Annotated in this window: 9 protein-coding genes; all 9 read left to right on the top strand. The window is 67.0% G+C overall.

The features are described 5' to 3' along the window. Positions 1 to 42: 42 nt before the first annotated feature. The 9 genes from K5L94_RS20830 (at position 43) to K5L94_RS20870 (ending at position 13,030) form a co-directional block, all read left to right on the top strand. Positions 43 to 1,197: an SIS domain-containing protein gene (locus K5L94_RS20830; RefSeq protein WP_053451064.1), complete on the top strand. Its 1,155-nt coding sequence runs from the start codon at positions 43 to 45 to the stop codon at positions 1,195 to 1,197. Continuing rightward, positions 1,190 to 2,128, top strand: a complete 939-nt coding sequence (locus K5L94_RS20835; RefSeq protein WP_053451065.1) for an ROK family protein — start codon at positions 1,190 to 1,192, stop codon at positions 2,126 to 2,128. The genes K5L94_RS20830 and K5L94_RS20835 overlap by 8 nt, the downstream gene beginning before the upstream one ends. 16 nt (positions 2,129 to 2,144) lie before the next feature. Beyond that, complete coding sequence (locus tag K5L94_RS20840; RefSeq protein ID WP_274511293.1) at positions 2,145 to 3,479, top strand: D-tagatose-bisphosphate aldolase, class II, non-catalytic subunit; 1,335 nt, start codon at positions 2,145 to 2,147, stop codon at positions 3,477 to 3,479. 33 nt (positions 3,480 to 3,512) lie between these two features. Further along, entirely contained in the window at positions 3,513 to 4,289 is a 777-nt protein-coding gene (locus tag K5L94_RS20845; RefSeq protein WP_274511294.1) for a DeoR family transcriptional regulator, read from the top strand. Beyond that, a complete protein-coding gene (gene nagA, locus K5L94_RS20850; protein ID WP_274511295.1) occupies positions 4,286 to 5,413 on the top strand; it encodes an N-acetylglucosamine-6-phosphate deacetylase in 1,128 nt (375 codons plus the stop codon). The genes K5L94_RS20845 and nagA overlap by 4 nt, the downstream gene beginning before the upstream one ends. 186 nt (positions 5,414 to 5,599) lie before the next feature. Next, positions 5,600 to 7,387, top strand: a complete 1,788-nt coding sequence (locus K5L94_RS20855) for an MFS transporter (protein WP_274511296.1) — start codon at positions 5,600 to 5,602, stop codon at positions 7,385 to 7,387. 165 nt (positions 7,388 to 7,552) lie between these two features. Further along, positions 7,553 to 10,306: a type VI secretion system Vgr family protein gene (locus tag K5L94_RS20860; protein WP_425507588.1), complete on the top strand. Its 2,754-nt coding sequence runs from the start codon at positions 7,553 to 7,555 to the stop codon at positions 10,304 to 10,306. Further along, positions 10,299 to 11,918, top strand: coding sequence for a hypothetical protein (locus K5L94_RS20865; RefSeq protein ID WP_053451069.1), 1,620 nt, complete (start codon positions 10,299 to 10,301; stop codon positions 11,916 to 11,918). Before K5L94_RS20860 ends, K5L94_RS20865 begins: the two co-directional genes overlap by 8 nt. 2 nt (positions 11,919 to 11,920) lie before the next feature. Beyond that, positions 11,921 to 13,030, top strand: a complete 1,110-nt coding sequence (locus K5L94_RS20870) for a hypothetical protein (RefSeq protein ID WP_053451070.1) — start codon at positions 11,921 to 11,923, stop codon at positions 13,028 to 13,030. The last annotated feature ends 53 nt before the right edge of the window (positions 13,031 to 13,083 follow it).

Here is a 13,083-nt window from a genome sequence, read left to right on the forward strand (position 1 = left end):
AAGAAAACACAGATGGTGCGCTGGCCCAACTGGAACCTCCGAATGGACGTCACCCTGCTTTCCGATGTGTCCGCCTGGCAGCGCCTGGGCGGAGCCGATACCGCTACCGAAATCGCCCAGCAGCCTGCGCTGTGGGAAGCCCTTGCGCAGGATCTGTCGCGTGCCCGCGACCGCCTGCAGGCCTTCCTCGGCGACAGCCTCAACGATCCCCACCAGCGCGTGCTGTTCACCGGCGCCGGCAGCTCCGGCTTCATCGCCGAGATGGTGGCCGACGCGATCAACGCGCAGTGGCCGGCCGACGTGCGCGTGGTGCATACCACCAGCCTGCTGACCCACCCGGCGCTGTACCTGCAGCGCGACCGCCCGACCCTGCTGGTCTCGTTCGGCCGCAGTGGCTCCAGCCCGGAAAGCGTGGCGGCAGTGGACCGCGTGCGCGGCGACGTGGATGACGCACGCTTCCTCGACATCACCTGCAACGCCGATGGCGAGCTGGCCCGCCGCGGTGCCGGCCGTGCCGATACCTGCACCCTGCTGATGCCGTCGGCCAGCTGCGACCGCGCCTTCGCCATGACCAGCAGCCTGACCTGCATGCTGCTGGCCGCGCTGACCGTATTCGACCGCTCGCCGTGGGACGCGCGCATCGCGCGCCTGAAGCAGATCGCCGCGCTGGCCCGCGAAGGCCAGGCGCAGTGGGATGCGCCGGTCGCCGCGCTGGCGCAGCGCCCGTTCAACCGCATCATCTATCTCGGCAGCGGCCCGCTGGAAGCGCTGGCCCGCGAGTGCGCGCTGAAGGTGCTGGAGCTGACCGCCGGCCGCGTGCTGGCGCTGGCCAATACGCCACTGGGTTTCCGCCACGGCCCGAAGTCGACGCTGGACGGCAACACGCTGGTGGTGGTGCTGCGCAGCGTGCAGCCGCTGGCGCGCCGCTACGAGCAGGACCTGCTGGAAGAACTGCGCCGCGACGGCGTGGCCGGCCAGGTGCTGGCGATCGGCCCGCATTCGGATATCGGTGCCGAAGACGAATACACCCTCACCGTGCCGGCACTGGATGACCCGTGGCTGGCGCCGGTGTGGCTGGGCTTTGCGCAGCTGTTCGCGCTGCAACGCTCGGCCGCGTTGGGCCTGACCCCGGACAACCCGTTCCCGGACGGCACCGTCAACCGCGTCGTCAAGGGCGTCACCATCCACCATGGCTGAGCTGATCGCCCACGCCGGCTACGGCATCGACATCGGCGGCACCAAGATCGAGCTGGTGGCGTGCGATGCGGCGATGCAGGTCACCTGGCGCCGCCGCGTCAGCACGCCGCAGGGCGACTATGAAGGCTTCCTGCAGGCGATGCTGGGGCTGGTGGCCGATGCAGATGCCGCACTGGGCCGCAACGACGCCGCCATCGGCATCGCGCTGCCCGGCGTGCGTGATCGCCGCACGGGTCGCCAGCTCAGCGCGAACGTGCCGGCACTGACCGGCCACAGCGTGGCGTCGGATCTGCAGGCCCGCCTGCAGCGCCCGCTGCACTTCGGCAACGACCTGCAGTGCTTCGCCCTGTCGGAAGCACATGGCGGTGCCGCCGACGGCTACCCCAGCATGTTTGGCGCCATCCTCGGCACCGGTGCAGGCGGTGGTTTCTGCCTGCACGGCCGCCTGCTGTCCGGCTTCAACGGCCTGGCCGGCGAATGGGGCCACTGGAGCGTGCCCGGCCACCTGCTGCAGCGCCACGGCCTGCCGCTGATCGACTGCGCCTGCGGCCTGCAGGGCTGCGTCGAGCGTTACGTCTCCGGCAGTGGACTGGCGATGATCGAACGCCATCTGGGCGGCAGTGCCGCCGACGCCAGCGCGGTGATCGCACTCGCCGAAGCCGGCGATACCCGCGCGCGCAAGGCGCTGGACATCCACCGCGACCTGCTCGGCCACAGCCTGGCCGCACTCGTGCTGGCGCTGGACCCGCATGTGATCGTGCTTGGCGGTGGCCTCTCGCAGTACGCGCCGCTGTACCAGCAGCTGCCAGCGGCCATCGCCGCCCATCTGTTCAACGGCGTGCAGGTACCGCCGATCGTGCCGCCCCGCTTCGGCGATGCCGGCGGCGCACGTGGTGCTGCCCTGCTCGCCTGCCACCCCTCGTTTTCCTGATGTCCGGAGCCTGACCATGTCCCCGTTGCAGACCCTGCTTGCCTCCCACCGCGCCGGTGCCAACGTCGGCCTGTACAGCGTCTGCTGCAGCAACGAGCAGGTGCTGCGCGCCGCCATGCACGTGGCGCTGGCGCACGGCACCGTGCTGCTGGTCGAGGCCACCTCCAACCAGGTCGACCAGTTCGGCGGCTACACCGGCATGACCCCGCCGCAGTACCGCGATTACGTCGGCACCCTGGCAGATGAAGAAGGGTTCCCGCGCGAGCGGCTGATCCTGGGCGGTGATCATCTTGGCCCGAATGCCTGGCAGAAGCGCCCGGCCGCCGAAGCGATGACCCACGCCCGCGTGCTGATCGAGGCCTACGTCGCCGCCGGCTTCCACAAGATCCATCTGGACTGCAGCATGTCCTGTGCCGACGACCCGGTGCCGTTGCCCGATGCCATCGTCGCCGCGCGCTCGGCCGAGCTGGCCGGGATCGCCGAGCGCACCGCCGCCGAGCATGGCCTGCCACCGCCGGTCTACGTGATCGGTACCGAAGTGCCGATTCCCGGAGGCGAAGCCTCGCTGGCCGAAGGCCTGCAGGTGACCACGCCCGCGGCCGCCGCGCAGACCCTGGCCATCCACCAGCAGGCATTCGATACGCCGCAGCTGCGCGATGCCTGGCAGCGCGTGATCGCGATGGTGGTGCAGCCGGGCGTGGACTTCGACCACAGCAGCGTGCACGAGTACGATGCCGCCGCCGCTGGCACGCTGGCCGATTTCCTCGAACAGCAGCCGCGCATCGTGTTCGAAGCGCACTCCACCGACTACCAGCGCGAAAGCGGCCTGCACACGCTGGTGCGCGACCACTTCGCCATCCTCAAGGTCGGCCCGGCCGCCACCTTCGCCTACCGTGAAGCGCTGTTCGCGCTGGCTGCGATCGAAGCGGAACTGCTGCCGGCCGCGCAATGCTCGCGCCTGCCGCAGGTGCTGGACGAGGTGATGGTGGCGCAGCCGAAGTACTGGCAGTCCTACTACCAGGGCGATGACGCCGCACTGCGCCTGCTGCGCAGCTACTCCTTCAGCGACCGCTGCCGCTACTACTGGGGCGAGCCGGCACTGGTGCAGGCGGTGCAGACCCTGTTCGCCAACCTGGAACAGCACGCACCGCCACTGGTGCTGCTCAGCCAGTACCTGCCGGAGCAGTACCGTGCCGTGCGCGAGGGCGCTCTGGCCAACACGCCCACCGCACTGGTGCAGCACCGTATCGGCCTGTGCCTGGGCGAGTACGCCCGCGCCTGCAGTGCCAACCAGGCCGGCATCCGCACGCGGACCGCAGCCTCGGCTGCCGCCGTTACTGCGAACGGCTAATCTCTACCTTTCCCCGCGAAACCGAGAATGGCCATGCGCAACACCCGCTCCCGCCGGCAACAGATCCTGCAGCTGCTGATCGAGCACGGCTCGGTGCAGGTAGCCGATCTGGTCGAGCGCTTCGGCGTGTCGGCGGTGACCATCCGGGCCGACCTGACCCACTTCGAGTCGCAGGGCCTGGCCAACCGCACTCACGGCGGCGCCACCCTGGTGCGCACGCCGCCGCAGGAACAGGACATCCACGAGAAGGATGCGCTGAACCTGCCGCTGAAGGAGTCGATCGGTGCGCGCGCCGCGCGCCTGGTGCAGCCGGGCGACAACATCATCATCGATTCCGGCTCGACCACGATGACCCTGGCCCGCCATCTGCGCGCGCATCGCGACGTCACGGTGATGACCAACGGCCTGAACATCGCCTGGGAGCTGGCCAATGCAACGGGCATCAACGTGCTGCTGACCGGCGGCCTGCTGCGCCAGCAGTCGCTGTCGCTGCAGGGAAGCCAGGCCGAAGCCAGCCTCAACTCGTACAGCTTCGACACCCTGTTCCTGGGCGTGGATGGCCTGGACCTGCAGTTCGGCCTGACCACCCACGACGAAGCCGAAGCCCGCCTCAACCACCGCATGGTCGAGCGCGCGCGCCGCATCGTGGTGCTGACCGATGCCTCCAAGTTCGGCCGCGTCAGCCTGCACCGCATTGCGCGCCTCGACCAGATCCACACCATCATCACCGACGCCGGCATCGACGACGCCACCCGCGAGGGACTGCAACGGCTGGGCATCGAAGTGATCATCGCCGAGCCCACCACATGACCGACACCCGCTCCCTGCAGGGCCGCATCCTCACCCCACTGGGTTGGCGGCGTGGCCATGTCCACTTCGATTCGCACGTGCGTCAGCTGCAGGTGGACGACCACAGCGGCGCTGACGATCTGCAGCTGCCGGTGATCCTGCCCGGCTTCATCGACCTGCATGTGCATGGCGCAGCCGGCGTGGACCTGATGCAGGGCGGCGACGTGGCGCGCACCATTGCCCGCACCCATCTGCGCTTTGGTACCACCACGCTGCTGGCCACCACCATGACCGCTGGCCTGGACGAAATCGAGCAGGCGCTGCAGGGCGTGGCCGCTGCGATAGCGGCACCAGATGCAGAGGCCGCGAGCATTGTCGGCGTGCATCTGGAGGGCCCCTTCATCAGCCCGCAACGGCTGGGCGCGCAGCCCAACCGCACGATCGAAGCGACGCTGGCCCTGGTGCAGCAGCTGCACGCACTCGCCCCGATCCGGGTGATGACGCTGGCGCCGGAGATCGGCGAGCACACCGCGTTGATTCCCGCGCTTGCAGCGATGGGCATCCGTGTGCAGCTCGGCCACAGCGCAGGTACCTACGAGGAAGGCGTGGCCGCGCTGCAGGCCGGAGCCTCCGGCTTCACCCACCTGTTCAACGGCATGACCGGCGTCGATCACTATCGCCCGGGCATTGCCGCGGCGGCGCTGGCGCATGCGCAGTACGCCGAGATCATTCCCGACCTGCAGCACATCCACCCCGGCGTGATCCGGCTGGCCGCGCGCGCGATCCCGCGCCTGTACGCAGTGACCGACGCCACTGCGGCCACCGGCATGCCCGATGGCGAATACGCCCTGGGCGAGCAACGCGTGCACAAGTGCGGCGGCTGCGTGCGACTGGCGACCGGTTCGCTGGCCGGCAGCGCGCTGACCATGGACCAGGCGTTGCGCAACCTGGTGCGGGTCGGGCTGGACCTGGCTGACGCCTCGCAACGCGTTTCCACCTTCCCTGCCGACTACCTTGGCCTGGGCGATCGCGGCCGCATCGCGCCCGACGCCCGCGCCGACCTGGTGGTGCTGGACGCCGAACTGCGCCTGCAGCAGGTGGTGGTCGGCGGGCACGTGGTTGATTTGAACGCTGCAAACGCCTGACGTGCCGCCCGTCCTGACGCCTGGAACACCTGACGTACCACCGCTCCTTGACGCCGGAAATGCCTGACGCACCGCCTTTGTAGAGTCGAGCTTGCTCGACTGCTCTGCCGCGCCCTGCGCGGTCAGTCGAGCAAGCTCGACTCTACGAAAGCAATCCGCACCGAAACGCCTCCTGGGAATATGCCGATGACTGCACCCACCGCCCCGCGCTGGCCCGTACGCTACCTGCTCTTCATCGGCGGCCTCGGCGGCCTTCTGTACGGCATCGATATCGGCATCATCGCTGGTGCCCTGCCCTATCTTGAAGCCACCGCCAGCCACGCGTGGCAACTCAGCAGCCAGCAGCTCGGCTTCGTCGTGGCGGCGGTGCTGCTGGGCAGCGTGCTGTCCTCGCTGTTCGCCGGCATGGTGGCCGACCTGATCGGCCGCCGCGGCGCGATGCTGCTGGCCGGCCTGCTGTTCACCGCGTCGATTCCGATCATGGCGCTGGCCTCGGGTTACACGCCGTTGCTGCTAGGCCGCCTGCTGCAGGGCATCAGTGGCGGCCTGATCGGTGTGGTGATTCCGCTGTACCTGGCCGAAGTGCTCAGCCCCGAACGACGCGGGCGCGGTGCGGCCATGTTCCAGCTGCTGCTGACCATCGGCCTGGTACTGGCGGCGCTGATCGGCCTGTACCACGCACATGCAGTCGACGCCGCCGCTGAAGCCGTGCGCTCACTGCCGGTCGCGCAACAGGCGCAGGAACTGTTCACGGTGAAGGACCACGCCTGGCGCACCATCTTCTGGACCTGCCTGGCGCCGGGCCTGCTGTTCTGCGCCGGCATCTTCTGGCTGTCCGAGTCGCCGCGCTGGCTGGTGCGTCGCGGCCGCATCGATGACGCGCGCCGCAGCCTGCAGCGCGTGCTGCCCGCTTCGGAGGTGGAGCCGACGCTTGCACAGATCCAGGCACCGGAATCGAGCAGCAGCAGCGGCAAGCGCGACCCGCTGCTCAGCCGCCGCTACGTGGTGCCGTTCCTGCTCGCCTGCGTGGTACTGGCCTGCACCCAGGCCACCGGCATCAATTCGGTGCTGGCGTACGCGGTGAACATCCTCAACCAGGCCGGCCTGTCCGGCTCGGTGGCCAACAGCGCCGACGTGGCGATCAAGCTGCTCAATGCGGTGATGACCGTGGTCGCGCTGCTGCTGGTCGATCGCAAGGGCCGAAAGTTCCTGCTGATGCTCGGCAGCGGCGGTATCTGCGTGGCCCTGCTGGCCGCCGCGACCCTGTTCTTCCAGGCCGAGCGTGGCCGCGCAGACGTGCAATCGCAGCTGCAGGCCGCCGTCAGCGGCGATGGCCTGCAGCTGGTGCTGGATGAAACGCAGTGGCAGCGCCTGGGCGGAGGCATCGACAGCGAAGGCCGGCCACTGCAGCTGACCGTGTCGTACGCCTACGGCGATTTCACCAATGTGCGCGCCCTGCGCAGCGACAACCTGACCGATCGCGAGCTGCGCATCGAGCGTGCCGGCACCGTGCAGCCGGACAGCGTGATCGGCGCGTTCTTCCGCACGCTCCACCTGAACCCGTTCGCCGACCCGGCCAAGGCCGCGCAGGCACCGTTGCGCATCGAGCAGGCCCGCATCGGCCCGGTGCCGCCGCCGGCACACGGCTGGGCCGTGGCCGCCTGCATCCTGGTATTCGTCGCGTTCTTCGCAGTCGGCCCCGGCGTCTGCGTGTGGCTGGCGCTGTCCGAACTGATGCCCAACCGCATCCGTTCCAACGGCATGAGCATCGCGCTGCTGATCAACCAGTTCGTGTCCACTACCATCGCCGCGATCTTCCTGCCCACCGTGGGCCACTACGGCTACGCCAGCATGTTCGTGTTCTGGGCGGCGTGCACCTTCGTGTTCTTCCTGGTGGCCGCGCTATGGCTGCCCGAGACCAAGGGCAAGTCGCTGGAAGAGATCGAAGCACGGTTTGCCGGCAAGCGGGGCTGATCGCGGCGTCGCGATTGCACAGCCCGTCTTCCGTAATCCTGTCGTGAACAGCCCGATCCGGGGCCGGCAAGCGTGATGCATCCCGCAGGAATGGCGTAGCTCGCGGCAGCCGGCGGCGTCCTGCCCCAACAGTTCTCCCACTACAAAGGGAGATTCTGCATGGGCATGGATGCCGCTGGTGTCGCACTGGTCCGGGCAATCACGCTCGACGCCCGGCAACCACGCCTGCTGCGCTTGCAGGGGCTGCATGAAGCGTGGGTCGTCGAACGCTTCGAAGGCACCGAATCGGTCTGCGGCGACAACCGCCTGCAGATCGACTGCCTGGCCACCGACGCCTTCCTGGAACTGGAATCCTGGCTGGAGCAGCCGCTGACCCTGCAGCTGCGCCAGGCCGACGGCTCGCTGCGGCAGTGGCATGGCCTGTGCACCGAGGCGGCACAGCTGGGCAGCGATGGCGGCCTGGCCCGCTACCGCCTGATCCTTGAACCCTGGACGGCGCTGCTGCGGCTACGCCGCAACGCGGTGATCTTCCAGGACCAGGACACCCGCGCCATCTGCGAGCAGATCTTCACCGACTACCCGCAGGCAGTGTTCCGCTTCGACGTGCAGGCCGAACTGCCGGTCCGTGCGATCACCACCCAGTACCGCGAGACCGACTGGGCCTTCGTCACCCGCCTGCTGGCCGAAGCCGGCCTGGCCTGGCGCATCGAGCAGGCACAGGGCGATGAGGCCGCGCACACGCTGGTGGTGTTCGAGCCGGGGGCCGAGCTGCCTGACCGCGGCACGTTGCGCTTCCATCGCGCCGACATGGCCGAGGCGCGCGATGGCATCACCGCCTTCGCCGAGCGCCAGCAGCTGGTGCCCAACGCCAGCACCGTGGCCAGCTGGCACAGCGAGCAGGTCGGTGCCGTGGCCGCGCAGTCCAGTGCCGACGCTGGCAGCCTGCCGGCGCTGGAGGTCTATGTGCAGCCGCGCGCCGGCCGTTTCGCGCAGTCCGGCTGGGCCGATGCCGAAGCGCAGGCGCGGCTGGATGCGCTGCGCGTCGGCCAGGTGCTCTACAGCGGCAGCGGCAGCGAGCGCCAGCTGGCCGCCGGCAGCACCTTCAGCCTGGCCCAGCATCCGCAGCACGAAGGCCAGGCCTTCCAGCTGCTGGCGGTGCAGCACGTGGCCCTGAACAACCTGGACCAGGGCATTGCCGACCTGCTGGGCAGCCCGGCACTGGAGCGCGGTGCCTACCGCAACAGCTTCATCGCCACCGGCAGTGGCGTGCCGCTGCGTGCCCTGCCGCAGGACCGCCCCACCCTGCACGGCCCGCAGACCGCGCGCGTGGTCGGCATCGCCAACGCGGCGGTGACCCCCAACCGCGAGCACCAGGTGCGCATCCAGTTTGGCTGGCAACGCGGCAGTACGCCCAACCCCGGTGGCCTGACCGACACCGGCAGTGCCCAGCCCGGCCATGCCCCCGGCGACCACACCAGCGGCAGCTGGGTGGCCGTGGCCGAATGGGTGGCCGGCCCCAACTGGGGCACCAGCTTCCTGCCCCGCGTGGGCAGCGAGGTGCTGGTGGAATTCCTGCACGGCGACATCGACCAGCCGCGCATCACCGGCCAGCTGTACAACGGCGAGGTCGCCCCGCCCTTCGGTGGTGGCATCGACGAGAACGCGCGCCATCCCGGCGTGCTCAGTGGCCTGCATACCCAGGCCCACGACGGCAGCGGCACCCAGCAGTGGCTGATGGATGACACCCCCGGCCAGCTGCGCACCCGCCTGCACAGCTCGCTGGCCGACAGCCGGCTGGAACTGGGCTACCTGATCGCCCATCAGGACACCGCCCGCGGCGCGCTGCGCGGCGAAGGTTTCGAGCTGGCCACGCAGGGCTGGGGCAACGTGCATGCCAGCGAAGGCCTGCTGCTGTCGGCCAGCCTGCAGGAGCGCGCCGCATCCACGGTGATGGACAACGCCAGCGTGGTGGCGCAGCTCAAAGGCGCCGAACGCAGCCTGGAACAGATGCAGCAGACCCTGGCCGAGCAGCAGGTGCCGGGCCTGGCCGAGTACCAGCGCACCCAGCAGCTGCGCGAGCAGATCGACCCGAAGGCACAGGGCCGCTATACCGGCGACGTGAACGGGCAGAGCGCGATGAAGCCCGGCAGCGACGGCCGCAGCCCTGGCGAGCAGCCGGTGGAACGGCTGGGCACGCCGCTGCTGGTGGCCGAAGCGCCGCACCACGTGGCCTGGACCACCGCGGCCAGCGCCGTGGCCTATGCCGGGCAGAACCTGCAGATGACCGTGCAGCAGGACCTGCACGTCAGCGCCGGCGAGACCCTCGCCACCGTGTCCGGCGAGCACGTCTCGCTGTTCGCGCAGAGCGGCCCGCTGCGGGTGATCGCCGCACAGGGGCCGGTCAGCCTGCAGGCCAACGATGGCGAGCTGGAACTGCTGAGCGAGCAGGCGCTGACCATCACCGCCACCGACGAGCGCATCGACGTGCTGGCGCAGACCAAGGTGGTGCTGCAGGCCGGCAGCAGTGCGATCACGCTGGAGGGCGGCAACATCACCTTCAGCTGCCCCGGCGAGTTCAAGGTCAAGGCCGGCGAGCATCCGTTCATGGGCGGGGAGCACGCTGTCCCGTTCATCCCTCCGCTTCCTGGAGGGCTTCAGCGCATTCCCGACTGGATCGCGTTGGACTACCGCGATGTGGAAACACAACAGGCCATGGCAGGCACTCCTTACGAAATCCACTTCAGGAACGGCTCGGTCATCAAGGGAAAGCTGGATGTTGCCGGCAAGGCCCACCATGAGCCCATCCCGAAGCAGGAGGTAGAGAAGGTCGTCTATGAACCCCGCAGCGCTGATACGGAAGACAACTGGCCCGACCTCGAACTGATCGCCAACCCTCAACAGGGTGCGGGCCGTGGGTGATTCGCGCACCGATCTCCCCAATCAGGCAGCCCCCGTCACCCTGCAGCAGCTTCGCGAAGCGCTCGCCTTCATCAGCGAGCAGTACAGGAGTGCTGTCGACGGCGGCAAGAACGTCTTCGCATGGCTGTGGGAGTCGATCCAGGGGGACTTCAACCAGGAGCGCAGCACCGGGCAGGTCGTATTCGACACCGCCATTTCAATGATCCCCGGCGTGGACCAGGTCTGCGACGTCCGAGACATCATTGCCAACTGCAAGCAGATCAACGACGACAAGAGCAATTCCTGGGCCTGGATCGCGCTGGTCCTGACCCTGATCGGCCTGATCCCCACGCTGGGCTCGCTGCTGAAGGGTGTATTGAAGATCTTCTTCCTCTTCATCCGCCGCTTCGGCTTGAACCATCTTGTGCGCGCTGTGGATGAGGCCATGAGCTGGGTCATCACGCTCCTGCGCCGACGTGAGGTCGCCCAATACTGGAAAGCACTGCGCTGGGACCGCGTGTTCCATGAGCTGGCCAAGCAGACCCGCATCGTGCGTGCACGGGTGACCCAGGCACAGCTGTTGAAAGCCTTCGATCGCGCCGTGCTGCTGATGCGTAGCCTGCTGGGCAAGGTGGCCGACATCCCGATGGTGGGGCGCCGTGCCCAGGAGACCATCGACCTCGTCGTTGGCATCCGGAAGATCGCAGACAACTACATCGGAAAAGTACTGGCGCCCGTACAGCGCATCCTTGACACGATCATCAAGCGCCTTGAATTCGAAGACATGGTGCAGCGACGCGGCATCGTCAACGCCGGCAATTTCCATTTCACCGGAACGCTGCCCGAGGCACATGCCGTCACGTTGATGCGGCGGGTTGATCCGCCGCCTTCGTGGCTTGGTAAAGGAGAGCCAACCAAGAATATGCCGCTCGATCCGTCCGACTATCGTGCACGTGTCGACAAGATGGCGGACAAGGGCTTCCCGAAATTGACCGATGACCAGATCAAGAGTTTTGCCAAAGGCATGTGCGCCGATACGATCAAGGGACCTGCAAAGCTGTATCGCGTGGTCTCACCAGCGAACTTCAGTGCCGGTGCGGACTGGGTTACCGAAGAAGTCTTCAATACGATCATGAAGTCAGCCGACCCGAGGGCCACCTGGCGAAAGCACCTGGCCGTCTGGCCAGACTGGAACCCCAATGGACAGTTCGTCGTCTATGAGCTCAAGGCAGGAGAAGAACTGAAGGTGTGGCGCGGCCCGGCATCTGCGCAAATCAAGAAAGAGCTGAAGGATCACCACCTTGAAGGCGGCTACGAGCAGATCAAATTCGATGCGGCCTTTGAATATGACGCTTCCGGCATGCCGGGGAAGAGGACGTTGGCCGATAGTTCGGAGTACTACGCGGTCAATGAAACCACCGGCGCCATGACCAAGAGCAGCATGACCTATGACAAGTGGAAGCTGCTGCCTCCGCACGAGCAGGTAAAGTACGTAGGCCTCCGGACGGAGATCAACAATCCGCGCATTCTCGGCCCTCTTGACACAGGCTGGGGCACAACTGATTTTGGCACCCAGATGAACGATGTGAAGCTAGGGCTGCCAAACATCTCCGGCCAGAAACTCAATCGCTGAACATGAGCAACCAATACCTGGAACTCAATCCCTGGCACAAGCGCCAAGCCGCCCTCATCCATCATTTCACCTCGATGGATTATCTGAAGGGATTGTTGCCGCAGATCGACAGCCTGCTGGCGCTGACCGACCAGATGCTCAATGAGCGATCGCATCTGGATACGGCGGGCAGAGCCTTGGCAGGTTGGAGCTCCCAAAATACGGCATCACACTTCGCGACGTACGCTTTTCCGGCGCTCATGGAGTTTCGTGAAGGCATCGTCAAGGACATAGCACTGCGCTCAATCGAGCAATACAGTGTCGCAGGCGAGCACCAATGTGCTCGCATGCTGGAGGAGTACGCCTACCAGATGGCCTGGGCGACGCCGGAGCAGGAAAAGCTGTTCCGTGACACCACCGAAAGCGTCTTCAGATATGCACGGGAGCTCTCCGGCATAGTCGCACGCCCCCCCGTCAAGAATGACTTCTCATTCTGGCTGCTCTGGAACAAGGGCGTGATCGACTCACATCGAATCCCAAAATTCCGTGTCCGCACAGATTTTGTCGTGCGAACCAATCAGGTTCCTCCGCGCACTGGTATCTACGTTGCCAAAGATGACCCCATAGCTTCACTTCAGTTTGCATGGACTGGTGGGTACGGACACCTTTGCCCAGCCATGGCCCCCAATGATGTTGGACGAGCCGTACTGCGGCAGTTCGGTCGAGAGCGACTGTGGGGCGATGCAGAAGGCCTGTATCGCTTCCTCGATGCAAACCGGCATCTGGATCCCTATGGATGGTCAGACATTCAGGCCGATCTGGTGAAGGTGGCTCCGTCAGTGATCGCCGGTTCGGCCTTCGATCTGAAGGATTGCGACTGGTATTTTGTCGAACCCATTGCCGATGAATTCGAGGAAATCGACGGCAGCTACACCGGCACCGATCAGCCGGATCTCCGACCGGACCGAGTCGCCGCCGGCAAGCGGGTGCCTGTGGCCGGCTGGTGGTACACGCCCGCGCAAGGTGGTCGGCGCTTCTTCAAGCAAGGCGATGTGTTCCCCGCCATCAACAGCGACTGGGGTGACACCTTCTGGATCTGGGCGCCAGACCAGACGCCGCCGGCATTGGGTTGAAGAGCATTTCATGACCTGCCCTTTCCGGAGTTGCACCATCAGAAGCATGCCCG

The sequence above is a fragment of the Stenotrophomonas forensis genome, from assembly GCF_028752115.1.
Taxonomy (GTDB): Bacteria; Pseudomonadota; Gammaproteobacteria; order Xanthomonadales; family Xanthomonadaceae; genus Stenotrophomonas; species Stenotrophomonas forensis.

Coding starts and splice junctions, on each gene's coding strand:
- K5L94_RS20830 (WP_053451064.1), top strand. CDS start 43: ATGGACGTCACCCTGCTTTCCGATGTGTCCGCCTGGCAGCGCCTGGGC.
- K5L94_RS20835 (WP_053451065.1), top strand. CDS start 1,190: ATGGCTGAGCTGATCGCCCACGCCGGCTACGGCATCGACATCGGCGGC.
- K5L94_RS20840 (WP_274511293.1), top strand. CDS start 2,145: ATGTCCCCGTTGCAGACCCTGCTTGCCTCCCACCGCGCCGGTGCCAAC.
- K5L94_RS20845 (WP_274511294.1), top strand. CDS start 3,513: ATGCGCAACACCCGCTCCCGCCGGCAACAGATCCTGCAGCTGCTGATC.
- nagA (WP_274511295.1), top strand. CDS start 4,286: ATGACCGACACCCGCTCCCTGCAGGGCCGCATCCTCACCCCACTGGGT.
- K5L94_RS20855 (WP_274511296.1), top strand. CDS start 5,600: ATGACTGCACCCACCGCCCCGCGCTGGCCCGTACGCTACCTGCTCTTC.
- K5L94_RS20860 (WP_425507588.1), top strand. CDS start 7,553: ATGGATGCCGCTGGTGTCGCACTGGTCCGGGCAATCACGCTCGACGCC.
- K5L94_RS20870 (WP_053451070.1), top strand. CDS start 11,921: ATGAGCAACCAATACCTGGAACTCAATCCCTGGCACAAGCGCCAAGCC.